General features: G+C 70.3%; 22 protein-coding genes. 3 read left to right on the plus strand and 19 right to left on the minus strand.

Features of this window, described 5'->3' with window-relative positions:
- Positions 1-7: 7 nt before the first annotated feature.
- From CACI_RS31355 to CACI_RS31395, 9 genes are all read right to left on the minus strand, one after another.
- Positions 8-907, minus strand: a complete 900-nt coding sequence (locus CACI_RS31355) for a LysR family transcriptional regulator (RefSeq protein ID WP_015794912.1) — start codon at positions 905-907, stop codon at positions 8-10.
- A gap of 618 nt (positions 908-1,525) precedes the next feature.
- The gene (locus CACI_RS31360) at positions 1,526-2,839 is read right to left on the minus strand and encodes an aminotransferase-like domain-containing protein (protein ID WP_015794913.1); all 1,314 of its coding nucleotides are present in this window, start codon (positions 2,837-2,839) and stop codon (positions 1,526-1,528) included.
- Positions 2,836-4,197: an FAD-binding oxidoreductase gene (locus CACI_RS31365; RefSeq protein WP_041540562.1), complete on the minus strand. Its 1,362-nt coding sequence runs from the start codon at positions 4,195-4,197 to the stop codon at positions 2,836-2,838. Before CACI_RS31365 ends, CACI_RS31360 begins: the two co-directional genes overlap by 4 nt.
- A 68-nt stretch (positions 4,198-4,265) precedes the next feature.
- The gene (locus CACI_RS31370) at positions 4,266-5,450 is read right to left on the minus strand and encodes a MalY/PatB family protein (protein ID WP_015794915.1); all 1,185 of its coding nucleotides are present in this window, start codon (positions 5,448-5,450) and stop codon (positions 4,266-4,268) included.
- A gap of 6 nt (positions 5,451-5,456) precedes the next feature.
- On the minus strand, positions 5,457-6,236 hold the full coding sequence (locus tag CACI_RS46295; protein ID WP_015794916.1) for a class I SAM-dependent methyltransferase: 780 nt from the start codon (positions 6,234-6,236) through the stop codon (positions 5,457-5,459).
- Positions 6,233-7,492 carry a radical SAM protein gene (locus CACI_RS31380; protein WP_015794917.1) on the minus strand — a complete coding sequence of 420 codons (1,260 nt, stop codon included), beginning with the start codon at positions 7,490-7,492 and terminating at the stop codon, positions 6,233-6,235. Before CACI_RS31380 ends, CACI_RS46295 begins: the two co-directional genes overlap by 4 nt.
- A gap of 379 nt (positions 7,493-7,871) precedes the next feature.
- Entirely contained in the window at positions 7,872-8,195 is a 324-nt protein-coding gene (locus tag CACI_RS31385; protein WP_015794919.1) for a branched-chain amino acid transporter permease, read from the minus strand.
- A gap of 1 nt (position 8,196) precedes the next feature.
- Positions 8,197-8,871: an AzlC family ABC transporter permease gene (locus tag CACI_RS31390; RefSeq protein WP_015794920.1), complete on the minus strand. Its 675-nt coding sequence runs from the start codon at positions 8,869-8,871 to the stop codon at positions 8,197-8,199.
- Positions 8,872-9,163: 292 nt separating this feature from the next.
- Positions 9,164-9,640, minus strand: a complete 477-nt coding sequence (locus CACI_RS31395; RefSeq protein ID WP_015794921.1) for a MarR family winged helix-turn-helix transcriptional regulator — start codon at positions 9,638-9,640, stop codon at positions 9,164-9,166.
- A gap of 95 nt (positions 9,641-9,735) precedes the next feature.
- Here CACI_RS31395 and CACI_RS31400 point away from each other — a divergent pair, with 95 nt between their 5' ends.
- Positions 9,736-10,644: an NAD(P)H-binding protein gene (locus CACI_RS31400; protein WP_015794922.1), complete on the plus strand. Its 909-nt coding sequence runs from the start codon at positions 9,736-9,738 to the stop codon at positions 10,642-10,644.
- On the opposite strand, the gene CACI_RS31405 is transcribed toward CACI_RS31400, so the two are convergent.
- Positions 10,633-11,613, minus strand: a complete 981-nt coding sequence (locus CACI_RS31405; protein ID WP_015794923.1) for a helix-turn-helix domain-containing protein — start codon at positions 11,611-11,613, stop codon at positions 10,633-10,635. The genes CACI_RS31400 and CACI_RS31405 overlap by 12 nt on opposite strands.
- Positions 11,614-11,699: 86 nt before the next feature.
- Between CACI_RS31405 and CACI_RS31410 the strand changes: the two genes are divergently transcribed.
- The gene (locus CACI_RS31410) at positions 11,700-11,879 is read left to right on the plus strand and encodes a hypothetical protein (RefSeq protein ID WP_015794924.1); all 180 of its coding nucleotides are present in this window, start codon (positions 11,700-11,702) and stop codon (positions 11,877-11,879) included.
- A gap of 155 nt (positions 11,880-12,034) precedes the next feature.
- Here the strand turns inward: CACI_RS31410 and CACI_RS31415 are convergent, their stop codons facing one another.
- From CACI_RS31415 to CACI_RS31430, 4 genes are all read right to left on the minus strand, one after another.
- A complete protein-coding gene (locus CACI_RS31415; RefSeq protein ID WP_143765454.1) occupies positions 12,035-13,525 on the minus strand; it encodes a glycosyltransferase family 39 protein in 1,491 nt (496 codons plus the stop codon).
- A gap of 98 nt (positions 13,526-13,623) precedes the next feature.
- Entirely contained in the window at positions 13,624-14,931 is a 1,308-nt protein-coding gene (locus CACI_RS31420) for an MFS transporter (protein WP_015794926.1), read from the minus strand.
- A gap of 166 nt (positions 14,932-15,097) precedes the next feature.
- On the minus strand, positions 15,098-15,688 hold the full coding sequence (locus CACI_RS46300; protein ID WP_015794927.1) for a hypothetical protein: 591 nt from the start codon (positions 15,686-15,688) through the stop codon (positions 15,098-15,100).
- A complete protein-coding gene (locus CACI_RS31430) occupies positions 15,685-16,182 on the minus strand; it encodes a hypothetical protein (RefSeq protein ID WP_015794928.1) in 498 nt (165 codons plus the stop codon). Before CACI_RS31430 ends, CACI_RS46300 begins: the two co-directional genes overlap by 4 nt.
- Before the next feature lie 393 nt (positions 16,183-16,575).
- On the opposite strand from CACI_RS31430, the gene CACI_RS31435 reads away from it, so the two are divergent.
- On the plus strand, positions 16,576-16,902 hold the full coding sequence (locus CACI_RS31435) for a hypothetical protein (RefSeq protein WP_015794929.1): 327 nt from the start codon (positions 16,576-16,578) through the stop codon (positions 16,900-16,902).
- A gap of 125 nt (positions 16,903-17,027) precedes the next feature.
- On the opposite strand, the gene CACI_RS31440 is transcribed toward CACI_RS31435, so the two are convergent.
- The 5 genes from CACI_RS31440 to CACI_RS31460 are packed head-to-tail and all read right to left on the minus strand — an operon-like array spanning position 17,028 to position 26,205.
- Positions 17,028-17,984: a hypothetical protein gene (locus CACI_RS31440; protein WP_015794930.1), complete on the minus strand. Its 957-nt coding sequence runs from the start codon at positions 17,982-17,984 to the stop codon at positions 17,028-17,030.
- A 12-nt stretch (positions 17,985-17,996) separates the two neighbouring features.
- Positions 17,997-19,199, minus strand: coding sequence for a TetR/AcrR family transcriptional regulator (locus CACI_RS52955; protein ID WP_015794931.1), 1,203 nt, complete (start codon positions 19,197-19,199; stop codon positions 17,997-17,999).
- Complete coding sequence (locus CACI_RS31450; protein WP_015794932.1) at positions 19,196-19,747, minus strand: flavin reductase family protein; 552 nt, start codon at positions 19,745-19,747, stop codon at positions 19,196-19,198. Before CACI_RS31450 ends, CACI_RS52955 begins: the two co-directional genes overlap by 4 nt.
- A 6-nt stretch (positions 19,748-19,753) precedes the next feature.
- A complete protein-coding gene (locus CACI_RS31455) occupies positions 19,754-20,251 on the minus strand; it encodes an acyl-CoA thioesterase (protein WP_015794933.1) in 498 nt (165 codons plus the stop codon).
- Positions 20,248-26,205 (minus strand): type I polyketide synthase, encoded by a 5,958-nt coding sequence (locus CACI_RS31460; protein ID WP_015794934.1) that lies wholly within the window; start codon positions 26,203-26,205, stop codon positions 20,248-20,250. Before CACI_RS31460 ends, CACI_RS31455 begins: the two co-directional genes overlap by 4 nt.
- Positions 26,206-26,300 lie beyond the last annotated feature (95 nt).

Below are 26,300 nucleotides of genomic sequence, written 5' to 3' on the forward strand. Positions count from 1 at the left end.
TTGGTGCTCAGGACGCCGGGGATTCCTCGCGCACCAGGCGGATCGTCTGATCGATGAACAGCTGCAGCTCCCGCGACAGCCGCTTGCCGCGCCGCCACGCCAGCTGGATGACCACCTCGAAGGGCGGCGTCCAGGGCAGGACGGTCAGCGAACCGGAGGCGATCTCGTCCGCAACCGTGATCTCCGGCAGCAGACTGACGCCGAGGCCGGCGATCACGCCGCGCTTGATGGCCTCGATCGTGCCGAACTCCAGGAACGAGGCGGGCGTGAGCTGCTCGGCGGTCAGCTCGATCTCGAACAGGTCGCGATAGGAGCACCCTGATTCGGTCGCGAGGACCGGGACCTTGCGCAGCGCCTCGATCGTGACCGTGGGCGCGGATGCCAGGGGGAAGGAGGGCGCGGCGACCAGCACAAGGCGCTCTTTGGACAGCACGACCGAATCCAGCCCGGCGTGCCCGGTGTCGGGCTCCATGAGGAAGCCGACGTCGAAGGTCCCCTGGCGCAGGGCCCGGCAGGTGTCGGCGCAAAGGCTCGGCCGCAGCGCCAGATGCACCGCGGGGTAGCGGTAGTGGAACAGCTCCAGCAGCGGCGGCAGCCGGTAGGACGTGATGCTCTCCATCGTGCCGATGGTGAGCGTCCCGGACGGCTCGGCCGGTCCCGCGACGTCAGCCCGCGCCTCATCAGCGAGCGCCAGCAGCCGCTCAGCGTGCAGCAGCAACCGCTGGCCGGCATCCGTCAGCTGGATCTTGCTCCCCAACCGGTCGAAGAGCTCGGTCTGCAGCGACGCCTCCAGATTCCTGATCTGGTTCGTGACACTGGACTGCGCGTAGTTCAAGTCGGCGGCGGCACGGGTGAAGCTCAGAACGGTAGCCACCCGCTGAAAAGTCACCAGTTGTTGGAACTCCACAGATCCACCTCGTTAGCTCCGCCAGCTGAAGCAGAAGCTGGCTTCCGGCGAAGACCCGGCCGCCCACAGAGCCGCCGCGCCGAGATGGACGCTACCGCCGGCGCAATGCGGCGCGCGTGCGCGAGGAGGTTCATTCGCGGGTCACGTTTCGCTTACGCGGGGGTGGGTGGGGCGCGGGTGGGTGGCCGGGGCAGCGGTGGAGCAGGGTTCTGCGATGGGTTGCGGGGCACGGGAGTTCGGGCGGTCCGCGCGGGGTGATCGGGTGCGGCGCGAGGCGATTATGCCGTGAGGTGGTGGCGAGGCAGGATCCTGCGGTGGCGCGGAGCACGAGAGTTCAGCGATCGGGTGCGGCGCTTGGCGGCGATTCCATGCGGCGGCGAAGCAGGGTCCTCGGTGGTGCCGGGCGCGAGGGTTCAGACCACCATCCGCACAGGCGATCGGGTGCGGTGCGAGGCGATGGCGCCGTGAGGTGGCGGCGAAACAGAGTTCTGCGGTGGTGCGGCGCACGCGAGTTCAGGTGATCCGTGCGGGGCGATCGGGTGCGGCGCACTCGGCGATGGCGAAGCAGGATCCTGCGGTGGTGCAAATCTGGGCGGCGGCATGCCGGATCGCGGGAGTTCAGACCGTCCACATGTGGCGGTCGGGGCTCCGGGGTGTGGAGAGGGTCTGGTGCCAGGCGGTGGCTAGGCGGCATGCGGCTTCGGTGAGGGCTGGCGCGGGGAGTGTGAATGGGAGCGGGATGTGGTGGTCGTGGGCCCCTGGGTCGAGGGTGAAGCGCGATCCGGGGGTGATGTGGACTCCGGCGTTGGCGGCGTGAGTGGTCAGTGCTGCGGCTGCGGGGCGGCCGAGGTCTACCCAGAGCGTGAGGCCGCCGGCGGGGTGGCGCCACGACCATTCGGGGGCGAGGCGGGTCAGGGCGGATTCCAGGGCTGCGCGCCGTTCGCGTAGCTGTGCGCGGTGTGCGGGGAGGTCGGCGTCGGCTTGGTGCAGCAGATTGGTGGTGAGTATTTGGTCGAGTGCTGATGCGCCGAGGCCGGCGTCGGCTTGGTGGCGTGCGAGGGCGGCGGCGGTGCGGGGTGTCGCGCGGAGCCAGCCGACGCGTAGGGCGAGGCCGTGGGTCTGGGAGGGTGCGCCGATGGTGACGATGCGCTCGGCCGCGGCTCGTGGGACGCCGAGGGTGAAGGGCTCGGGGGCGACGCCGTCGAGGACTGGCTCGATCGCGGTCTCGTCGGCGATGAGCCAGGTTCCCGAGCGACGTGCCGACTCGGCTGCGGCCAGTCGGACCTCAGCGGAGGGCAGGTGGCCGGTCGGGTTCTGGTAGCCGGCGCTGAAGTGGGCCAGGCGCGCGGCGGTGTGGACGAACCTGCCGGGGAGGTCTGCTGGGGTGATGCCGTTGCCGCCGAGTGGGATGGGGACCGGTCGGACTGCGCAGGAGCGGAGCACGGCGAGCGTGTCGGGGTGTGTCGGGTTCTCGACCAGAACGCGGTCCTCGGGTGCGCAGAACAGGCCGATTGCGAGGGCCAGCGCGGCTTGAGGACTGCTGGTGACGACGATGTGGTCTGGCGTGGTCGGCACACCGCGGCGGGTGTACCGCTCGGCGACCGCGGCGCGCAGATCTGGCAGGCCGGCGGGGTGGCGGTGGAAGTCGGACAGGTGGGCGGCGAGGGCCGGTGCCGCTTCGGCCAGAGCGCGGGCTGGGTCGAGAGACGACGGGAAGCTGGCTGCGGCGCCGAAGACCGGTTGGGAAAGATCGATGGGTGCTGGCGCGGTGGGGATCGGTCGCGGCAGGTCGACCGGTGCGAGCGCGGGTGCGGGTGCTGACGCGGTGGGGATCGGTGGTGCCAGGTCAATCGGCGCGAGTGCCGGTGCGTTCGGGGTCGGAGTCACCCGGGACACGTCGATCGGCGCGGGGGTGGGGGTGGTGGTGGTCATTGCGGAGGCCGGGGTGGGTTGGGGAGTCGGATCGATTGGGGGGCGGCGAACAGGTTTGTGGGGTCGTAGTGCGCCTTGATGTGTTGCAGCTTTGGGTAGTTTGCGCCGTGGTATTCGGTGGGCCAGGAGGGGAGGTCGGGGTCTGTGAAGTTTGGGTAGACGGTGCGGGTGCCGTGGGGGCGGACTGATGCCCAGGAGTGGTTCAGCCAGTTTTGGGCGGAGGTCTTTTCGGTGGGTGGGGCTTGGGTGGGGACTTCGACTGAGTGCTTGATGGTGAAGGATTGGGTGCGGTGGGCGTAGGCGGAGGCTTGGGCGGGGAGTGCGTTGTATGCGCCGCCGAGTTGGATGAGCTCTACGCTGCGGTTTTGGGCTGGGTGGCGGGCGTGGGTGAATTGTGCGACTAGGGCGTCGGCTGGGATGGGCTTGGTGAAGCACTCTGATTTGGTGGCGCGCCAGCCGTGGCGGTCGCGTGTGCCGTCCCAGAAGGCGATTGAGTCGCGGAAGGACATTGGCCACAGGGCTTCGATGGTTGGATGCAGACCGATGGCTGCGGCGAGGGGCGCGACGGTTCGCATAGCGGCGTCCGGCTCGGTGGCCAGGGCGCTGCCGTAGAGCTCGAGGATTGGTTCGCCCTCGTCGCGGAGTGCAAGGAAGGTCATGAACTCCGTTGGCAGGTCGCGGATCCATTGCTGCCAGGCGTTGATCACGGCTTCGGCGGCGGAGAAGGGCCACCGGAGGCGGAAGGCGGACAGCGCCATTGCGGGACGCACCGCGAACGACAGCGACGTGACCACGCCGAAGCTGCCGCCGCCGCGCAGAGCCCAGAACAGGTCGGGGTGGCGCTCGCGGTCGCAGGTCACCCAGCGGCCGTCGGCGAGCACGACGTCGGCGGCGACCAGGTGATCGCAGGTGAAGCCGAAGCGCCGGCCGGCCATGCCGAGGCCGCCGCCGAGCGTCAGTCCGGCGACGCCGACCCGCGTGTCGGTCCCGACCGGCAGCATCCGGCCGGCGGCGGTCAGGAAGCGGTTCAGCCGACCGGCACGGGTCCCGGCGCCGACACGGACGATCCCGTCGGCGGTGAAGTCCACGCGGTTCATGGGTGAGACGTCGATGACGACGCCCGGACCGACCGAAAAGCCAGCCAGGCTGTGCCCGCCGGCGCGCGCCACCGCCGGCAGCCCGGCACGCGTAGCCGCCCCGACCGCCTGCACCACGTCATGCGGCGTCCGGCAGCGCACCACCGCGGACGGCAGCACATCGTCGTAGCGGGCGAAGAAGACCTGCCGGGCGCGGTGATATCCAGGGTCGCCCGGGAGGTGAAGTTCGCCGTCCAGACGGGAGCGCAGTTCGCGCCACACGCTGAGAGTGTCAGGATCACGCGTTAGTGGGGCGAGGCCGTGGTGATCGCGGATATTGAGCTCGGGAATCAGGGTTCGCATGGGCGTTGTCCCAAGCTCGTGACGGCCTCGGTCATCCGTGCGCAGATCTCGGTGAGGATCGCGGGCGTTGTGCCGAAGTTGAGCCGGACAAAGCCCTCTCCGAAGGTGCCGAAGGAGGACCCTGAGATAAGATCCACTCCTGCCTTCCGGAGGAAGAAGTCAGCTGGGTCCGACAGGCCCAAGCTCCGGCAGTCCAGCCACGCCAGGCAGGTCGCCTCCGGTGGGACGTAGCCGATGTCCTTGGGCAACGCAGCACCGAGCACATCGCGGTTCGCTGACAATGTCTCGAGCACGGCGGCCAGCCACGGATCGCCCTCACGCCACGCCGCGAGAGTCGCCGCCACGCCTACCGCACCAAGCCGTCCCAGCAGATCCGGCGGAAGCCGATCCAGGCCGTCGCGAACCCGCTCGGACCCGACGTACGCCACGGCGCAACAGGCTCCTGCGATGTTGAACGCCTTGCTCGCCGACGTCATGGTGACCGTCCGAGCCTGCGCGTCGGCGGATAAGGAGGCGAAGGGGATGTGCACGGCTGGTGCGTAGGTCAGATCGGCGTGAATTTCGTCGGAGATCACCAGTAGATCGCGGGCCTCAGCGACTGTGGCGATGGCCGAGAGCTCGGAGCGAGTGAGAACCCTGCCAACCGGGTTGTTCGGGTTGACGAGGATGAGCGTGCGCGCGCCGGAGGCTGTTACTGCGGCGTCCAGGCAGTCGGCGTCAGAGCTCCAGCCGTCCTCGTCACGGTGCAGCGGCACCGGTATCAGCCGTCGGCCCATCTTCGGCACGGCGCGCAGAAACGTCGGGTAGCCAGGCACATGCATCGCCACGGCGTCGCCGGGCTCGGTCGCTACGTGCAGGACTGCCTGGAGTGCCTGGTTGAGATCGGTGAACTCGCGGACATGCGCGGGATCCGGCGACCAGTCGTAGCGCGCGGTCATCCGGTCGCGGAAGGCTTCGCGAAGCGGTGTGCCAGAGCCTTCCATCCACGCCGGATAGCCCAGATCCCCGATAGCAGCGAAGTCAGTCAGGACTTGGCGGACCGGCGGAGGTACCGCGAAATCCATCTCGGCTACCCAGGCAGGCAACACGTCGGGGGCAGCTGTGGCCCACTTAAGGCCCGGTTTGGAACGCAGCCAATCCGGATCGGCGGACACGGCGGAGGCGTCTGACATGCCGCCTCACTCCCCGCCGCGCCGACCGGCATACCGGGCCAGGAAGAACTCGTCGATGTAGTCGAGGACCAGGTCAGCACGGAAGAGGTCGAAGACCGACTCGAGACCGGCTGCCAGCGCGGTCCGTGCCCTCGCGGGGATGGCTTGATACGCGGGCATCGCGTCCAGCCGCGCCAGATATTCAAGCTTCGTGAGCACGACCGAGGTGTGATGGCCGAGTACCGCATGGTCGGTGAAGTCCGCCGCCGCGCGCAGTTCGGTACGTGCCGCGACGTCGCGTCCCGGACGGTCGGGATCGTCGAGGGTGAGCGCGGCGAGCCGACCCAAGCCGTGCTGCCGATGCATCTGGACGAGAGCCAAGCGCAGCGGATCGTCGAGGTTGGCCACGCGCTTCCACGAAACGGCGAGAACGCCGCCGGGACGCAGAATCTGCCGAGCACGCTGCAAGCGGAGTCCGGGCTCCACGAGATGCCAGGACTGGCCGGCGTAGATGAGGTCGAAACGGGAAGCAGCAGCGGCTGGCGGTTCCCAGTCTTCGAGGCGGAGATTCAGGATATTGATAAAGGCGTGTTCGTGGATTCGAGCATCCAACGCGGCCGCCCAGCGCTCATCGGGTTCCAGGCACGTGAGGCGAATCCCGCGCTGCGCCAGCAGCCGCGTCATCCGGCCGTCCGGTCCCGGTCCGATCTCCAGCGCCGGCGACACCTCGCCGCCGACATAATCCAGAAGGTCGTCGACGACGTCCTCAAGGCGACTGTGTGAGGCCACGGCCAGCAGCGCGGTCATGGTGCGGCGACCAGCTCGCGCGCACCGGCCGGCGCAGACGCCGACGCCGAAGCAGAAGCAGACACCGGCGCCGAACCCGTCCCCAACCGCCGAGCCCGCTCGGCCTCCAGCAGTGCGTAGTCCACCACATCGTGAAAGCGCCGCCGCTGTTCCAGCGACCCCTCGGACTTGATGTCCGACTCGCAGCTCACCCAGCGGTCGGCGATGTCGGTGTCGGGCTTGAAGCCGCTGTGGATGTTGCCGACCTGCCAGCCGTCCTGGCCGGTCGTGGTCCAGCAGCTGTAGAGGCGGCCGTCGGCGTTGATGACGGCGCCGGTCTTGCCGCCGACCACGCCGCAGTAGGCGCAGTCCTCCCCCATCGCCTGGTACTTCAGGGAGAAGCCCGTGCGGAGCAGGACCTGTCCGGCCTCGATGAAGCGCGCTGCGAGTTCCTCGGAGTACTCGAGTTCGTTGCTGAAGCCCACGCCGTAGTCGTGCACCGGGCTGAAGTAGACGTCGGTGCGGTCCGGCGGGTAGATGGTGGCGAGTTCCTCGACGAGGGGGACCAGGGTGTGCGCGTTCTTGTGGGAAACGTTGACGCGGACGGACCAGTGCAGGTCGGTGGCGGCGATCGCCTCGCGGACGTTGGCGTTGATGGTGTCGAACGTGCCGGCGCCGGTGCGGGCGACGCGGATCGTGTCGTGCGCCTCCTGGCCGCCGTCGTAGGTGATCTGCAGCGAGCGCAGGCCCGCCTCCTCCAGGCGCGCGGCGAGCGGGCCGGTCAGCAGGGTTCCGTTGGTCACCATGTCGGCGTGGACGAGGTTGACGCGGCGGAAGGCGGTCAGCAGGTCCACGCAGCCGTTGGGGTTCAGCAGCGGCTCGCCGCCGAAGATCAGGAGCGTCGAGCTCTGGTGTCCGTGTTCGGCCATCTGCCGGCCGACGAAGTCCACGACCCGTTCGATCTGCTTGCCGCGCAGGTTGAAGCTGGGGATGCGCGGCGGTCGCGGCGAGCCGTCCTGCGCCTGTTCCAGGTTCTGGTAGCAGTAGCCGCAGCCGAGGTTGCAGGCGGTGGCCGGCAGGACGGTCACGGCGTAGGGCTTGGTCTCGGCGGCGCGGAAGAAGCCGGCGCCCTCCAGGCGGGCGCTGACGGCGGGAAGCAGTGTGCCGGCCGCGTCCAGGGCGGTCTTCGGCAGGCGGGCCCGCTTCTCGCCCCGGGCGATGGCCCAGATGGCGTCCGCGCCCTCGACGAGGCGGAGGTCGCCGGCTGTGGAAGTCATGGTCGTTCCCCTCGATCGACAGGTGGGAGGTGGTGGGAGAAGCGGGAAGCGCAGAAAGGGCGTGAATAGCGTGAAGGGCGAAAGGGTCCTGCCGGTTCGTTCGGAGTGCGGGCCACACTGCCCGCGACCCGAACGAACCGGCAGATGGATAGCGCTGCGACGGGCTTACCAGCGACAGACGTCGCAGGGGGCGGCGGTGTCGGAGGTGGCCTCGTCGACGTAGATCTCGACCTCGACCTCGGTGACGGCGGTGTTCTCGGTCATGGTGGTTCTCCTTCTGGGTTGGGTCCTGCGATGGATGGTGCGATGGGTTTTGCAGTGATGGTGCAGTGATGGTGCGATAGTGCGATTTCGGTGGTGCGGTGTGACCCCGCTCGGGTCACGAACCCAGCAGCCTGAGCAAGACGACGTAGGCAGCCGTGCCGGCCAGGATGCTGAGAAACGGGTTGCGCCTCCAGTGGTGGATCGCGGCGGTCGCCCCGATACCGAGCACCACCGGCGCGGCGTGGGACGCTTGGGAGAAGTCGACGGAGCTGATGCTGTAGACCACGAGGACGGCCATGACGCCGGGTGGCATCAGGGTGCCGAGCACGCGGAGCACCGGGGTGTCGGTGAAGCGGGTCAGGACGAGGAATCCGGTGGCTCGCAAGGCGATCGTCACGGCCGAGATCACGGCGATCGAGGCCAGGAGGTGGGCGTTCATCTCAGTGCCCTCCGCCTTGGGTCGAGGCTGCCTGATCGGCGGCACGGTCCGACGGTCTGCGCGAGGTCAGCCACCACTGGCCGATCGCGGCGGCGAGCAGGATGCCGAGGGCTACCGACAGGAACTGCCCTGGGGCGCTGAGCCAGGCCACGACCGCGGCGACTGCGCCGTAGCCCGCGGACCTGGCGTTTCCGCCCTTGTAGAGCTGCTCCATCGCCAGCACGACGAACAAGGCGGTGAGGGCGAACTCGATCCCGTGCACCTGTCCTGGCAGTGCCGTCGACGCGGCTGCGCCGAGGGTGCTGCCCAGCACCCACCACAGGTGGCTGAACACCTGGATGAGATGTATTCGCCGGCCCGACAGTTCCTCGCCCGAGTGTGCCGTCACGACGGAGTAGGTCTCGTCGGTCAGGGCGAACACTCCGTAGAGTTTTCGTAGGGGTCCTTCGATCCTCCTTAATGGAAATGAGAGTCCGTAGAAGATGTGGCGGAGATTGACCAATAGTGCGGTCGTGGCGACTTCCGCCAATGGCGCACCGGAGGCCAACAAGGCCACCGACAGGAACTGCATGGCGCCGGCGAAAATCACGAGACTGGACAGCGTCGCCCAGTACCAGGCCAGTCCGGCGTTCACCAAGACCAGGCCGTAGGTGGCACCCAGCGGCACATATCCCATCGCGATCGGTACCGTGTCACGCAGGGCTTCGCGAGCGGCCGGCCGCCATTCTGAAAGGCGTGCCGGAACAGGGGCGAGCCGCGGTCGCGACTCCCTTTCCGGACGATTCAGAGCTATGTCAGTCATCTCGCGATTCCGTATCCTCGGCGGTTCCGACAACACAGAAACTAATGACTGGACAAGCAATGCGTCCACAGTCCACTAGGGCGTCGTGGCGATGGCTCCCATCGGTCCGGCAGATACCGCCACGTCAGTGCGGTATCGCGCAGGGCATTGCGCGCGCCGGAAGCTGCTAATCGAGGCCGGATTCGTCGCCTTCGGCGGCCTCGTCGGCGTCGGCGACAGGCGGACGCAGCAGATCGGCGGCAGAACGCTGAACCCGAGTCAGGGCACTGATCAACTGGTCCCGTTCGGCCTCGGTGAGGCCCGCGGTGACTTTCTCCTCGATGTCCCGCCGCTCGGCCTCGATCGGCTCCTGCAGGGCGCGGCCGGCGTCGGTGAGCCACAGGCCCACGAGGCGGTTGTCGCGCTCGTCGCGGCGGCGGGTGAGCAGACCGGCGGCGGTCATGCGGTTGGCGGCTTTGACCACGGTCGGTGTGGTCACGTGCAGCGCGGTCGCGAGTTCGCCGGGGGTGCGGCCGTCACGCTCCCAGAGCAGCGCCAGGACGAGGTCCTGGCCCGCGTACAGCCCGTGGCGGCGCATCGCCGTCTCGACCACGCCCCGGAGCGCCTTGGAGGTCTTGCTGTGCAGGTCCAGGAATTCGGGCATGCCCGATCCTAACCGCGCGACCTGGCTTTGACGGCCGATCGTTAACCGGCTAGCGTTTCCGATCGTTAGACGGCAAACGACTTGAGGGAGCCTTGATGATCCTGGTCACCGGAGCCACCGGAAACATCGGCCGTGAGCTCGTTCGCGAGCTCGCGGAGAAGGGCGTGGACTTCCGCATCCTGGTGCGCGACCCGGCTCGCGCCGCCGGACTGCTCGGAGCCGCCGACCACGGCAAACGCGCTGACCATGCCAGCCACGCCGAACAGCCCGAACTCGCCGTCGGCGACCTGAGCGACCCGGCGACGCTGACCCCGGCGTTCGCCGGCGTCGACAAGCTGTTCCTGCTCACACCGGGCATCGGCACCGAGCACACGGCGCACGCCGTCGCAGCCGCCCGGGACGCCGGGGTGCGGCGCATCGTGCACCTGTCGTCGTTCAACGTCCTGGGCGATCCCATGCCCGCCATGGGCCGCTGGCACCACGAGCGCGAGCAGATCGTCCGCGACTCCGGCATCCCGGCCACCTTCCTGCGCCCCGGCGGCTTCATGTCCAACGCCTTCGACTGGCTGCCCACCATCCGCGCCGGCGGCTACGTCCTCGACCCGACCGGTCCCGGCCGCTACGCCGCGATCGACCCGGCGGACATCGCCGCCGTCGCAGCCCTCGTCCTCACCGAGGACGGCCACGAGGGGAACAGCTACGTCCCCACGGGAGATGAGCCCATGACCGTCGCCGAGCACGTCCGGATCCTCGCCGCGGCGACCGGACTGGCCATCGACGTCCGCGAAGCCGCGACGCCAGCCGAAGCCGTCCAGGCGCGCTTCCCCCACGGAGCGCCCCCCGCTCTGGCTGCAGCCATCACCGAGGGGTTCGCGCTGATGCGCGCCGACACGCAGGGATTCCGCACCGACACCGTCGAGAAGCTGCTCGGGCGCAAGCCGAAGAGCTTCGCCGACTGGTGCGCGCGCAACGCCGAGGTGTTCCGCGGCGAGTCAGCGGCCTGACGCGCTGGGCTGTCCGGACTCCGCGTGTGAGAAGGCGCGGCGGTAGTCGGCGGGAGTGACGCCGACGACCTGCCGGAAGTGGTGCCGCAGCAGCGCCGCCGTGCCGAAGCCGCAGACCCTGGCGATGTGCTCGATGCCCAGGTCGGTCTGCTCCAGCAGCGAGCGGGCGTGCAGGACGCGCTGGGTGGACAGCCAGCGGTGCGGGGTGGTGCCGGTCTCGGCGACGAAGCGGCGGGCGAAGGTGCGCTCGGAGACGCGGGTGCGCTCGGCCAGGGAGGGCACGGTGTGGTCGGCGTCGAGGTGGTCGAGCATCCAGGCCAGCAACGGTTGCAGGCTGTCGGCGGTCTGCTCGGGCACCGGCGCCGCGACGAACTGCCGCTGACCGCCCTCCCGCTGCGGCGCGACGACCATGCGGCGCGCGATCGCGGTGGCCGCCGCCGACCCGAACTCCCGGCGGATCAGGTGCAGGCACGTATCGATCCCGGCAGCGGTCCCGGCGCTGGTGATGATGTCGCCCTCGTCCACGAAGAGCACGTCGGGGTCGATCCTGGCGCCGGGGAAGCGCTCGGCGACCTGCGCGGCGTACCGCCAGTGCGAGGTGCACCGCCGCCCTTCCAAGAGCCCTGCGGCACCGAGCAGGAACACCCCTGAGCACACCGACAGCATGGTGGCGCCGCGCTCGTGGGCATCGGCCAGCGCGCGCAGCACCTCGGGCGGATACTCGTCGCGGATCCGCGCCGCCGGCACTGCCACCAGGTCGGCGTCGCGCAGGGCTTCGAGCCCGTATTCGGGGATCAGCTGCGCGCCGACACCCATCGCCAAGGGCTCACCGGGCCGCTCGCCACACACTCTGAAGTCGAACGCGGGCACCCCGTCCTCGGTCCGGTCGATGCCGAACACCTCGCACACCACACCGAATTCGAACGGTGCGATGCCGTCGATCACCACCACGCTCACGGTTCGCAACATGCCGTCAGCGTAGTTGGCTGTTTTTTGTGGCACAAGGTCAGAAGAGACACTGTTGGCAGGAACTTGCGCAGCGCATAGTTGGAGACATGGAAACCGCAGCGTTCATCTTCATCCTCGTCCTGCTCGTCGCCCCCATCGTCTACGGCCTGGAGCGCAACGAGCGCCGCCAGAACGGCCCGCGCCCGCAGCTCAACGGCTCCGCCGGCGGCCAGGACCGCGACCTCGAGCGCACCTGGCACGACATCTCCGTCTCCCGGCGCGTGTGACCGACAGCCGGCGGGCATCCCGCCACCGAAGTCCCGTCTCCCGACGATTTCAACGATTCCATCGGCGAGCAGGCCCTCCGCGAGGAAGCGCGGAGGGCCTGCTCTTTTGCTTTTCCGCCGGCTGCTGAAGCCAGCCGATGAAGCTTCCGCTGAAGCTAGCCGATCAAGAACGAGGTCCGGCTGCTCAGCGCGGGTCCGAGCGTGAACAGCCCGGTCGTCGCGAGCAGCATCACGGTCAGCCCGAGACCGGTGAACGCCACCCCGCTGCGTGCGAGCCGCCGACGGCTGGCGACGACCGCCAGGCAGGCGATCGCCCATGGCAGAAAGCTGAGGGCGTAGCGTCCGGTGACGACCGCGAAGTACCGGCCGCTGGTCGCGAACACCTGCGTCTCCACCACCAGTGCGACCACTGAGATGCCAATCGCCGTGCCGAGGCCCAGCTGCCATCCCCAGGTGCGCAGGCTGCTGGTGGTCATCAGCACGAAGGGGGCGGCGCCGAGCACGACGCACAGCAGGGTCGCCCAGATCACCACCGACTCGCCGTTGACCGGGTTGGCGAGCCAGTAGCTGGTGGTCAGGTGCTGGAAGGTGCCGAACATGTTGCTGAGCAGGTCGCCGGCCGCGGATCCGGTGAGCGGCAGACCGTCGGCCTGGTTCGGGTTCACCCAGCCGGCCTGGCCGCGTCCGCTCTGGTAGAGGGTCCAGCCGCCGTAGACGAGGCAGAACGCGATCATGACCGCGAGCGGGATCCGGCCGGTCCGCAGCGCGCCGCGCCGGTCGCCGCGCCGCCAGGCCGCCGCCGCGAGGACCAGCGCGACCGCGCCGACCACCAGCATCGGCACGCCGTTGAGGATCTTCGTGCCCGTGGTCAGCGCGGTGACGGCGAACGGCCACAGCCACCCGGTCCGGCGCTGCACGATCACCCGCGCCAGCACGTACAGCGCCGCCGCCCCGCACAACGCCGACGGCGCGTCGCTGCTCAGGGAGCTGGCAGCGGCCAACACCCCCGGACACAGCGGCAGCAGTACCGCGCCCAAGCCGGCGTAGCGCGGCTCGACGCGGAACGCGCGCAGCGCGAGATACAGCACGAGCATCCCAGCGAACAGCCACAGCGCGCCTATGACTCGGCCGGCGGTGATGAAGTCGTGGGCGCCGGGGACCAGCGGGCTCAGCGCCCGACCGAGGTAGCCGGTCACCGCGTAGTACAGCGGCGGGTCGCCGAAGGTGTAGTCCTGCGCGTCGGCTTGGAAGTCGTCGGTGAAGCCCGCGGCACAGTCCGCCGAGTTCACCGCGGTGCCCAGGTCATGGCAGTACCACTCGTAGCGGATCTCGGCGTCGACGATCGCGCCCTTGGCCGGGACGCTGCCGTGGGAGACCTGGTAGGCGTAGTCGGCGTGCGCGGCCTCGTCGACGATCGAGAGCTGCGGCGCGCGGGCGACCACGAGGACCACCAGCGAGGCGGCGACGGCCAGCAGCCCGAGCACGACCGGCAGCACGCGCCGCAGCGGCTCGCCGCGCACGGTGAACGGCCGGGCGACCGCGCGCTTGTGAGGCACCACTCCGGCGACGACCGTGGCCACCGCGGCGGTGAGCCGCTGCGGACCGAGACCGCCGCCGACTGGAAGACCTTCCTCATGCACTCGCATCTTGTGCATGGTGGAACGCGGTCTTTAAGCCGCCGTGAAAGGTTTCTGAGGAAAAAACTTACGTTCGCGAGCCGGCGCTACAGGCTGCGAATCACCGGTCACGTAAGGCTCGCGGCGGGCTCGGACTCGGACTCGGATTCCGGCTGAACCGGCGCCGCACGCCCGGCGACCCGGCGCGCGAGCATCAGCCCGCCGGCTCCGGCCACCAGGCAGGACACCCCGCCGACGGCGAGTCCCGAACGCGGGTCCGACACCGCGATCACCCAGCCGACCAGCGGGCCGCCGATCGGGGTCGTGCCCTGGAAGGCGACCTGCCACAGGGCGATCATCCGGCCGCGCTTCTCAGGGTCCGAGGTGAGCTGGATCGTGGAGTTGCCGATCGCGATGAACGACACGCTGGCCCAGCCGACCAGCAGCATCACGGCGCAGGCCAGCGCGAGCACCGGGGCGTAGGCGACGGCGAGCATCGAGACGCCGAGGCCGGCCGAGGCGATGATCATCGGCTGGAGTCCGGTGCGTCCGCGCGCGGCGGTGAACAGACCGCCGACCACGGCGCCGATGCCCATCGCCGAGGTGATGAAGCCGAAGGCGACCGAGCCGCCGTGGAACGTCCGCTCGACGAAGACCGGGAGCGAGACCTGGAACTCGTAGGCGAGCAGCCCCACGAGTCCCATCATCGCCAGGGGTATCGCGATGCTCGGGGTGGCGGCGGCGTAGCGCAGACCTTCGCGGAGCTGGCCGCGGGCACGCGGCGTCGGCGGGCTGGGCCGCAGGGCGGAACGGTCCATGCGCAGCAGGGAGGTGACGACCGCGACGAAGCTGGCCGCGTTGAGCAGGAAGCAGATGCCGATGCCGACCACGGCGATCAGCACTCCCCCGACCGCCGGACCGACGGCGCGCGCCGCGTTCACCATGACCGAGTTCAAGGTGATGGCGTTGCGGAGTTGATCGCGGCCGACCATCTCCCGGACGAACGACTGGCGGGTGGAGTTCTCGAAGGCGTTGTTCGTGCCCAGGAGGACGGCCAGTGCGCACACCTCCCAGAACCTGACCACGCCGAAGACCGTGAGCAAGCCCAGGACCAGCGCGAGGACACCCATCATGGACTGCAGGACGACCATGAGCCGCAGCTTGTCGGCACGGTCGGCGATGACGCCGCCGTAGGGACCGAAGAGCAGGACCGGCAGTGTCTGGAGCGCGACGACCAGGCCGAGGGCGGTGCTGGAGTGCGTGAGGGTGAGGACGAGCCAGGACTGGGCCGTCATCTGCATCCATGTCCCGACCAGGGATATCGACTGGCCGGTCATGTAGAGGCGGTAGTTGGGGACCTTGAGGGAGGAGAAGGTCCGCTGCCGGACGGTCGGCGGTTTGGGTGGGGTGACCGGTCCGGCGTTGACGGTGCTCATGGACGACGGCCCTCTCCCTGCCGAGATTTATTTACTTAAGCGTACTAAATAGAAGGTCCGGCGGGAGGGCGCGGGACACCGAACGCGCGGCGCGTGCCCCGCCGAGGTGGCGGGGCACGCGCCGAAAGGCCAGGTCAGCACGTCAGTGCGGCATGGCGTCCCGGCGTCAGGGCTGACGGGGGAACAGGTCGCCGACGACCTTGCGGTAGTCGCGCAGCACCAGACGCAGGTCCTCGGTGTCGGCGTCCGACGCGCGCCAGCGGTCCGTGAGGGTGCCGCGGTGGGCGTCGAAGGCTCGGCGGCGGGCTTCGACGATCTCCTCGATCAGGGCGTCGGCCGCGGTGACGGCGGCGTGCGGGTCCTTGACGAAGAGGACCTGGATCTTCGACCAGCGCTCGAGGACGGCGTCGGATTCGCTCGGAGGGGTGGGGGTGGTGACCGCGGTGGTTTCCGCCGGGGTGGTTTCTTCCGGGGTTATGTCGACACCGGCGGTGTCGGCCGGGGTGAAATCGTCGGCAGTGGTGTCGGCGGGGGTGAAATCGTCGGCAGTCGTGTCGACCGGAGTGGTCTCAGCCGAGGTGACGTCGGCGGGAGTCGGGTCGGCGGGGATGGTGTCGACCGGCGTGCGCTCGACCGGAGTGGTGTCGGCTGCGGCGGTCTCGGTCGCAGCGGGCCGGGTCGCAGCGGTCTCCGACGAAGCAGGCCGGGTCGCGGCGGTCTGGGTCGCGGCGGTCTCCGCCGCCTGGTCGGTGCTCATGACGTGGCCTCCGCCTCGTGCTGTCGCGTCGCGACGTCCGATGATGCCGTGTGCGCCGCCACGACGTCCTGGAACAGGCCGTCGTAGCTGTTCAGCGCGACCCGCAGCGACTCGGTGTCGACGTCGGTCTCGCCGCCGTTGCGCTTGGCGTGCACGGCGCGCGCCTCGCGGTAAGCCGGCACGCTCGGTGCGTGCCGCACGGAGAGCAGGCGCAGCAGCCTGGACTCGTCGTCGGTCGGGTAGCCGACGTCCTGCAGCAGCTTCCCGACGAGGGTGTCCGCGGAATCCAGTGCCACACCCGGGCTGTCGACGAACGAGCCCTGGATGTGCATCCAGTCTTCGAGGTAGTACTTGCGCTCCGACGACGTCAGGGAGCGCATATCGAGTTGGCGCAGTTCGGCGTCCGCACCCCCGCCGCGGCGCCGATACCACGCCGCGGCCAGGGCGATGATGACGATCGCCGCGATGATCGCGACGATGATGCCGACGGTCATGGAAGCCTCCTGGGAACGGGCCGGTCAGGTCGGGACGGCCCGACCGGTGTCCCACTGTGTGACCAGGACGGCGGACTTCAAACGGTGGCCGCGCGCCGGGCCGTGCCGGCGATCTTCTCCACCAGGGTATTTCGATAGTCGAATGGACCAAGGAATACATTTCACAAGCGGCAACACCAAGGAAGTCGGCTGCTTATCAAAGTGCTACAGCTCCACGGGAGGCGAAATCCAGAATGACAGGGTTGTCGGCATTCTGGAAGAAAGCTCGCATCGGCAGCGCGTATAGCGTGGAAAGCGAGACCTCCGAAGATCGCGGAACTCGCGTGAGCTGGGCTACGGCCCTCGTCCCGCCGTCTGGCCCCGACTTCGGTGCCCCGACGCGAAAGGATTCACATGTCTGCCGCCGGCACTTGGAACCTGACCATCGACAGTCCGCTGGGCAAGCAGCGCGCCAGCGTGACTCTGACCCAGAGCGCTGACAACACCTGGACGGGGAACTCCCTCGACCTCGTCTCCGGCGAGGCGTCGGCCTGCTACAACATCGAGGTCAACGGCGAGGAGGTGGGCTGGCAGCAGCAGATCACCAAGCCGATGAAGCTGAAGCTGACCTACAAGCTCAAGCTCGACGGCGACACGCTCGCCGGCAAGGTCAAGGCCGGGCTGTTCCCCGCCTCCAAGGTCGTCGGCGAGCGCGTCTCCGAGGACGCGGTGAAGTCCTGACCCCCTGAATTCCACGACAGCGGAAATGCCGTCATGCGAATGCGCCCGGGCCGACCGGCCGGGCGCATTCGTGTTCTTTTTCCTACGGTGCTGCGTTCTTGCGTTTCAGGGAATTGCTGAGACGGCTAGTTCCAGGGCGCGGTGGGGAACCATATGTAGTTCAGACCGTGGGCCACACGGAGATCCCAATACGCGATGTTGAAGCCGCCGGCGATCAGGAACGCGACCGCCGTCAGAATGCTGATCCGGGCCGGGTTCTCGGAGAGCCAGCGCTGGACGCGGCCGCGCAGACCCACCGAGATCAGCAGGAACAGCAGGGCCATGACGAGGCTGTTGCCGATCGACTGCAGGGCGAAGGCCAGCGCGCCGTAGAACGGGTTGTGGGTGTTGGCGGCGTGCCGGAACATGTCGTGGAACAGCGGGTAGGGACGGCCGACGAGGAACAGGCCGATCAGCATGCCCATCACGATCAACGGGGCGTGCGGGAAGCGGCGGGCCAGCGGGGCCATGGGGTCGCGGATCAGCCCCAGGGCCGCGATGCCGCAGACCACCATCACCATGCCGACCGTGCCGAAGGCGATCATCGACTGCAGGGCGCGGGGGCTGAGCCCGTGCGACTTCTTGTTCGAGTACTGCGGCATGTGCTTGCCGACGAGGCCCACCATGAAGCCGTACACCGCGGACACCGCCATGGTGCCCAGCGCCATCCAGCCGACGGGCTTGAGGGTCTCCAAGACCCGCGCGCGCCGGGAGTCGGCCTGGCCCAGCAGCGGGCCGACCGCGCCGAACACGGCGACGTTGCAGGCCGTGAACGAGCCGGCCACGCCGGTGACGAACGCGAACAGGATGCCGGAGGCGATGCTGGAGATCGGCGTGTTGTGCGCGTTGTGGCCCAGCACCGTGTTGGCGGTGTTGAAGCCGATGTCGTCGTCGGCGAGGCTGGCCTTCCACAGGTAGGCCAGCAGAACGCCGCCGAGCAGGCCGACGACGAGCACGACCACTCGGCGCCGGGGGAAGTACCCGTTGACGAACAACGAGGTCTGACGTGGTGCGCTGAGCACCGGGGGACTGATCGCGGACACTGGTGGGCTCCTCTAGATCGAGACGATTCCGGCGAGAACGATGTCCAGCACTTGCTGTTGGTCGGCCTCCGGCACGCTGAGCACGGCCACACCGTGAGCGGCGGACCACACGGCCAGAGCGGTCGGGCGCGGAACATCCCCGACCCGCTCGGCGACCAGCTCACGGACGGCGTCGACGCCGCCGTGGCAAGCCATGCCGAACAGACCGGGGTGCTCGCGCGCGAAGCAGAGGTAGGCCTCTGCGATAGCGCGGATCCGAGTGGGGTCGGGGGACGGGGTGCGGGTCGGGGCACGGGAGCGGACGGCTGGTTCGCCGGCGCCCGCGCCGATGGCGGATGCGGTAAGGCCGCGGTCCCGACACGGATCGGGATCGCGGTGATGGCCGATACCGCGGGGGCGATCACGCTCGTGCTCGTGATCGCGCTCGCGGTATCGGTCGGGGTCGGGGTGGGGGTCGGGGTCGGGGTGGGGGTCGGGGTGGGGGTCGGGGTCGGGGTGGGGGTCGGGGTCGAGCCGGCGGTCGGGCTCGCCGTGGTGGTCGGGGTCGGGGTCGCTGTGGTGGTCGAGCCGGCGGTCGGGATCGCTGTGGTGGTCGAGCCGGCGGTCGGGATCGCTGTGGTGGCCGAGGTCGGGGTCGAGCTGGCGGTCGGGCTCGCCGTGGTGGTCGGGATCGGGGTCAAGCTGGCGGTCCGGATCGCCGCGGCGGTCGGGATCGGGGTCAAGCCGGTGGTCGGGATCGCTGTCGTGGTCGGGATCGGGGTCGGGGTCGGGGTCGAGCTGGTGCTCGCTGTGGCAGTCGGGCGCGTGGTCGAGCCAGGGGTCGGAGTCGTGGTCGTGTCGGCGGTCGTGCTCGCTGTGACGGTCGGGCTCGTGGTCGTGGTCGGGCGCGTGGTCGTGGTCGTGCTCGTACTCGTTCTGCTGCTCGTGCTCGCGCTCGTGCTCGCCCCGCCGGTCGGGATCGCCCCCGACCGCCGCCAGTGCCTCGTCCAGCTGGTCGGCCAGCACGCGCGAAGCCCGGCCCTTCACCGCCTCGAGGAGTTCCTCGACGGTGGCGAAGTGCCGGTAGACCGCGGCCGCCGTGATGCCGATCTCGCGGGCGGCGGCTCGCAGGGTCACTCGGGGCGGCCCGCCGCCGCGCGCCAGGTCGAAGGCGGCCTGGGTGAGCGCGGCGCGGGCGTCGCCGTGGTGGTAGGCGGCTCGGTAGAGCGCGGTCACGGGATGTGGTCGCGCCAGTCGGTGGGGGCTTCGAGGCGGCGGTAGGAGCCGGCGTAGAACAGGAGGGCGTCCTCGTCGGGACCGCGTCCGACGGTCACGATCTCGCCGAGGAAGATCGAGTGGTCCCCGCCCTCGTACACGGCGGCCAGGGAGCACTCGAACCAGGCCAGTGCGTCGGGCAGGACCGGCGCCCCGGTGTGCGGGCCGCGGATGTGCTCCACGGCGTCGAACTCCTCGGGACCGCGCGGACGGTCGCGGCTGGCGAAGTAGCGGGCGATGCGCTCCTGCCGGTTGGACAGGACCGAGACCGCGAACCCCTCGCGCTCCTTGATCGTCTCGTGCATGGAGGCGTCTCGCAGGACGCAGACCAGGATCATCGGCGGGTCCAGCGACACCGACGTGAACGAGTTCGCGGTCATCCCGCGGGGCTCGTCCCCGCCGGCCGTCACCACCGTGATGCCGGTGGCGAAGCGGCCGAAGATCCGTCGCAGTTCCCGGGGATCGGAGGCGGCACCGGCCGGAACCGGCGCCGCCATCGCCTTGGCCATCGCCGCTCAGCTCCCCGCGGCGAGCACCCGCGTCGGGGCCTGGGCGGCCGCCGGGCGGGTCCCCCGGATCGCGTAGCGGCTCAGAGCCTTGCGCAGGGTCTCGGGCACCGGGGTGGGCCGGGTGTCGGTGTTCGGGCCGCGCATGCACGCCACCCGCTGCCGTCCCCGGGCCACCAGGGTCTCCAGTCCCTCGCGCAGCCGCACGTAGTCGAAGGCGAACTCGATCTGCGTCTGCGTCAGGTCCTCCAGGCGCATCCGGATCGACAGCTCGTCGAAGGCGGTGATCTCCGACAGGAACTCGCAGTCCACCTTCAGCGTGAACAGCTTCAGGTCGGCCTGCACGTCGGCGATGACCTCCGGCGCCATCTCGCGCAGGAACATCTCCCGGCAGCGTCCCTGCCAGCGCAGGTAGTTGACGTAGTAGACGTTGCCGACGAGGTTGGTCTCCTCGAAGCCGACCAGGTGCCGGTACTCGTAGTAGTCCTGGGTTCCGTTGCCGCTCATCGCGCATCACTCCCCTCGTCGGCCGCGTCGGCGGCCGACACCGTGAACACCAGCGGTTCGTTGGTGTCCCGCACGGTGGTGGCGAACGAGGCGATCCGCCGCCCGCCCCCGCGCAGCGCCGCCCACGGCCCGGAACCGGGAATCCCGTCGACGGTGTCCAGCGTCAGATTCCGCACTGCCTGCCCGGACTTGCTCAGGCACTCGATCGCGCCCCACACCCGCGTCGCCGCGACCGAGTAGTCCTCGTTCCGCTCGGTGGAGATGAGGCGGGCCAGCGCGGCGCCCTCGGCGCCGAGCAGATCCGTCCACTCCCCCTCCGTACGGGTCATCGCGACTTCGACGTCGCACTCCACCGGCCGGTCGCCGGCGAGCGCCGTGGAGAAGGTAAGCCCTGCTCCGTGCGAGGAAGAGACCTGATATCCGTCGACCCACGGCATCCCGTCGGAACGGTGCCCGACCTCGACCCGCCGGCCGACCGCCCAGCTCATCGCCCGGTCGGTGCGCTCGCGCCGGAGCGCGGACACCGAGTCCTCAGCCTCGGAGGCGCCAGGAGCAGCCGCGTCCGGGATGACGCCGGTGCGCAGTCCGGTACGGCCGAAGACCGGTTCGACGTTGCGCTCCAGGTACGGCGTGAGCAACGCCGGCAGCCACGGACCGGTCCCGTCCTGCTTGCGGACCGCCTGCAGCGTCAGACCGTCCCAGCGTTCGACCAGAACGCCGTCCAGGTCCCGGACTTCGATGTCGTAGATGTAGGTGTCCCCGGTCCGCGACCGCTCGGCCGCGTGCAGAGTCACCTCGGGCAGCGGCCGGGCCCGCTTCGGGTCGGCCAGCCACAGCCGCTCCACGGAGGCCGGCAGCAGCGTCGCGTCCGGCACGCAGCACTGGATCGAGTGCATCAGGGCGTCCCGGGTCCCGGGGTCCGCCAGGATGAGGTCCGCCGGGTGGAACGAGCCGAACCAGTCGTCCCTGGCCTGGTTCGAGATCGCCGCCACACAGCCGCGGGCCTCGAGTTCGTGGTAGCCCAGCAGGCGCTGGAACCGGTCGCCCTGGAACAGCACCGGGCCGTAGAGCTCGGCCGCCGGGTCCAGCGGGATCCGCGGCGCGGTGTCCCGGTCCACCGGACGGGCATCCCCGGCCGGCAGCGGCTGGTCGTAGCGCAGCGTGGCGCGGAAGTGGTCGGCCTGGAAGCCGGTCTCACTGGAGCGCAGCGCCGCGCGGACCACGTCGGGACCGTCGGCGAGCAGGGCCACGCGCAGCGTGGTCCGGCCGTCGACCGGCACGACGATCGGCCGCAGGAACTCCACGTTCTCGAGCGTCGGAGCGCCGTCGTGACCGGTCAGCGCGCCGGCCGCCTGCGACATGGCCTCCATGCCCAGCACCGCCGGGAACAACAGGTCCCCGTCGAGCAGGTGGTCGCCGAGGTACAGGTCGGCCGAAGGCGTCAGGTCGGCGTCGACGACCAGCTCCACCCCCGGGTAGAACACCCGCGGACGCTCCAGGAACCGGCCCAGCGGCAGCTCGCGCTGCTCCATCGTGATCGTCGGCAGACCCTCGGCCCGCCCGGCGATCACCACGGTGCCGGGCGTCGACGGATCGGCCAGCAGGGCCTTGAGGATCCCGACGCCCTCGGCGACCGGGATCGGGGAGATGCCGTCGCGCATCAGCGCCTCGAGCACCCCGAGCTTGTCGCCCATGCCCGCGCCGGACCACACCGACCACTCCAGCGCCAGGCAGCGGACCTCCGGGCGGTCGGCGGCGACCTGGTGCGTCAGCTCGGTCAGCCAGGCGTTGGCGGTGGCGTAGTCGCCCTCGCCGCGCAGACCGGCACGGCCGATGATGCTGCCGAAGGTGATCAGCAGCTTCAGCGGGTCGGACCCGACGGCGGTCAGCACCGTCCGCAGACCGTCCAGCTTCGGCGCCAGGGTGCGGCGGAAGGTCGACTCGTCCAGGTCCACCAGCGAGCGCGGCTCGTTGCGGCCCGCGCCGTGCAGGATCGCGGTGACCGGGCCCAGCGTGCGCCGGACCCGCTCGACGGCGTCCTTGACCTCGTCGGCGGCGGTGACGTCGGCCTGCACGTACAGGAAGGGGATCCCCTGCGCGCGCATCCGCTCCAGGTTCATGGCCAGTTCCGGGTCCTTCGCCGGCTCCGAGCGGCCCATCAGCGCCAGCGAGGCGCCGCTGTCCTGGGCCAGGCCCATGGCGGCCTCGGCGGTGATGCCCTTGCCGCCGCCGGTGACCAGCAGCACGTCGTCCCGGCCGAGGGCGTCGCCCAGACCCGTACTCGGTGCGCTCGCCGCGGTGGTCGCCAGCGGACGCAGGATCGGGACCGTCCGGGTCCCGTCCGCCTCGTAGCCGACCTCTGCGAAGCCCGCGGTCATCGCGGCGTCCGCGGTGATCCGGGTGACCACCTCGGCGATCCCGTCCTCGGGGACGGTGTCGGGGTTGGCCATCGCGACCACGGTCGTGGTCACCGACGGCGCCTCCAGGTGCAGCGTCTTGGCGATGCCCGCGGCACCCCGGCGTCCGCCGACCGTGACGAACCGCACCGGCTCCTGCCGCACCCGCGACAAGGCCGCGCGGACCGCGGTGATCATGAGCTCGGTGTGGTCCTCGTGGGCCTCGTCCGGCAGACAGAGCAGGACGCCCTCGCCGATGCCCGCGACCGCCAACGCCGCGCCCAGCGGTTCGGCCAGCCTGTGGCCGTCGCTGGCGAAGACCTCCCACTGCGCCACCGGGTGCTTCACCACCGCCGGCGGCGCCGGAGGCGTGGGCACCAGGTCGATCGCGTAGGCGCGCACCCAGGGTTCGACGCCCGCGATCTGCTCGGCCGCACCGTCGTCGGCCAGGGCCGTGGAGGCCAGGCCCTCGAGCATGACGGCCAGCTCGGTCAGGGTGGAGGTGGCGTAGGCGGAGGTCGCCAGGACCGCGGTGACCCCGAGTTCCTTCGCCGCCTGGGTGACGATCTGGCCGACCGTGATCGAGCTCAGGTGCAGCTCGTCGATCGGGTTGCTGTCCGGGCTGACCGCCTCGGGCGGCAGTTCGGCGCGCTCGGCGGCGAGCCGGACCAGGACGGACAGCGCGTCCGCCGCGGTCGTACCGGACCCGCCTTCGGCCGCCGCCGCACCGGTCTGCGCGGGCTGCGCAGCACCCTGCGACGCCGGCGCCGCCGCCATCGCCGCCTTGACGACCGCGAAGTCGCCCTCGGGCGCGGCCTCGGCGGGACTGGCCAGGAAGACGAACTCCTTGTCCAGCGGCAGAGGCTTGACGTACCGGTCGCGGAACAGCTCGGCGTGCTCGACCGGGGAGCCCAGCACGTACGCCATGGCGACGGCGTGGAAGAGCCCGGTCAGCGACATGCTGTCGGACTCGATGGACACCGCCGGCGTCGCCGGCGCGATCTCCGTGGCCAGGTTGCGCAGGATGCGCCCCGGGCCGACCTCGATGAAGGCGTCGCAGTCGCGCGCCAGCGCCGACACGGCGTCGTGGAACCGCACCGGGTCGAGCATCTGGGTGGTCAGCAGGGTGGTCACGTCGGTGTCGGCGGGCAGCGCCGCACCGGTGACCGTGGAGACGACGGTGCGGTCCACCGGACTGAAGTCCTGCGCGGCCAGATGCCGGCCGAACATCTCGGCGGCCGGGGCGACCGCGGAGGAGTGGAACGCGTGCGACACCGAGATCCGGGTCGCGCTCAGACCGCGCGCCTGAGCCCGCGCCATGACCGACTCGACGGCCTCGACCGGACCGCTCACGACGGTCTGCGTCGGGCTGTTGTAGCCGGCGATGACCACCGGCTCGCTGTACAGCAGAGCATTGACGTCCGCCGCGGAGGCGGTGATGGAAGCCATCGCGCCGCCGCCGGAGGAAGCCTCGTCCATCACGCGGCCGCGTTCGGCGGCCAGCGCCAGCACCGCTTCCTCGGACATGACGCCGGCCCAGTGCAGCGCGGTCAGCTCGCCGAGGCTGTGCCCGGCGGCGCCGGTGGCGCTGATCCCGAGCGCGGAGAGCACCCGCATCGCCGCCACGGAACCTGCGACGATCCGCGGCTGCGCGACCGAGGTCGCGACCTGGTCGCCGTCGGTGGGCAGAGCCAGGTCCTGGTAGAGCTCGTCGACGGCCGGGAACCGGCGCCGCAGGGCACCGCCGTCCGCACGACGCCCGGCGCCCTGGCCGGGGAACAGGAACGCCAGCCGCGGCATCCGGCCGGCCGAGCCGAGGAACACCCCGCCCTTGGCGTCCAGCACCTGGCGGGCGCCGGAGTCCAGCAGCGAGAGCAGACGGCCGAGGCGGTCCTCGGCCTGCTCCGGGGAGGAGGCGACGATCGCGGCGCGCAGCGGCTGGCCGGACAGTTCCCCGGACAGCGTGGCGGCCAGGTCGCCGAGTTCGGCGAAGGACAGCTTGGTGACGAATCCGGCCAGCTGCGCCACCCGGCCGCGCAGTTCGGCGATGCCGACCGCGTCCAGGAGCAGGATCTCGCAGTCCTGCCGCGAGCGGACCAGCTGGGTGGTGCTCTTGCTGATGCCGCGGCGGCGGACGCCGTCGGCGTGTTCGACGATGAGGTGGGCGTTGATGCCGCCGAAGCCCATCGAGGACACACCGGCGCGGATCGGCGCGCCGTCGGGCCACAGCTCGGCGGTGTCCGGCACGTGCAGGGTCGCGTCCTCGGCGAGCAGCACCGGGTGCGGGTCGTAGTGCCCGGTGGCCGGCGGGATCACCTGGTGGCGGACCGCCAGGATCGCCTTGATGAGCCCGGCGACGCCGGCGGCGCCCTTGGTGTGGCCGAAGTTGCCCTTCACCGTGCTGATCGCCGCGGTGCCGGCCTCGAGCCCGGCGGCGTCGCGGCGGGCGCCGCTGATCGCGTCCAGCTCGGTGGCGTCGCCCACGGCGGTGCCGGTGCCGTGGCCCTCGAAGTAGCGGACCGTCTCCACGCCGAACCCGGCTTGCGCGTAGGCCCGGCTGATGGCGCGGCGGTGGCCGGAGGCCTCCGGGCGCGTGATGCCGCCCTTGCCGTCGGAGCTCTGCCCCCAGCCGTTGATGGTCGCGTAGCGGAACTTGCCCTGCGCCACGGCGTCCTCGTCGCGCATCAGGACCAGCATTCCGCAGCCCTCGCCGGGCCAGAAGCCGTTGGAGCCCTTGTCGTAGACCTTCATCTCCGACTTGGCCAGCGCGCCGGTCTTGGCGAACCCGATGACCTCGAACGGGTCGATGCTCAGGTCCACGCCGCCGGCCACGGCCGCGTCGATCTGGCCGGAGGCCAGCGCGTTGCAGACGGTGGCGACCGACAGCAGCGAGGAGGAGCAGGCGCCGTCCACGGTGTAGCCGCCGCCGCCGAAGTCGAAGTAGTTGCAGATCCGGCCGGAGATGGTGTTCGCCAGGCCGCCGGCCAGCGAGTCCTCGTCGATCGGCGGGAAGGGCGCCTTGTAGCGCGCCTCCAGCGAGGTCAGGAACTCCCCGAGCGCGACGTCGTCCCAGCCGGCCTCGCGCAGTGCCGCGCCGACCGTGCGCTCGACGTAGGGCCAGCGCAGCCGCATCAGGTTGGCGCGGCTGAACTCGCCGGTCAACGTGTTGCCGATGACCACGCCGGTGTTGGCGCGCGGCAGACCCTCGCCGCCGGCGAACCCGGCGTCCTCCAGGGCCCGGGACACGGTGTCCAGCGCCAGCCAGTGCGTCATGTCGGTGGACCGGAACGTGCTGCCGCCGATGCGGTAGCCGACGCGGTCGAACTCGAAGCCCTCCAGGACCGCGGCCATCTTCGAGTAGTGACGGTCCGGAGCCGTGGGATCGGGCGAGTAGTAGTCCTCGGCCCGCATGCGCTCGTCGGGCAGCTTGCGGAACGCCCGCCGGCCGGCCAGAACGTTGCGCCACAGCTCGTCCGGAGACTCCGCGTCGGGATAGCGCAGAGCGATCCCGACCACGGCGATCTTGGTGTCGCCTATACCGCTTCGGGTGTTGCTCACCTCGCCACCTCCTTCCCTACGACCCGGTCCGCCGCGGTGTGCTGTTCCTTCGGCAACACCGTGATCTCCCTCCATGGGCGTGAATGTGTCGATGA

Source organism: Catenulispora acidiphila DSM 44928 (assembly GCF_000024025.1).
GTDB classification, from domain to species: Bacteria; Actinomycetota; Actinomycetes; order Streptomycetales; family Catenulisporaceae; genus Catenulispora; species Catenulispora acidiphila.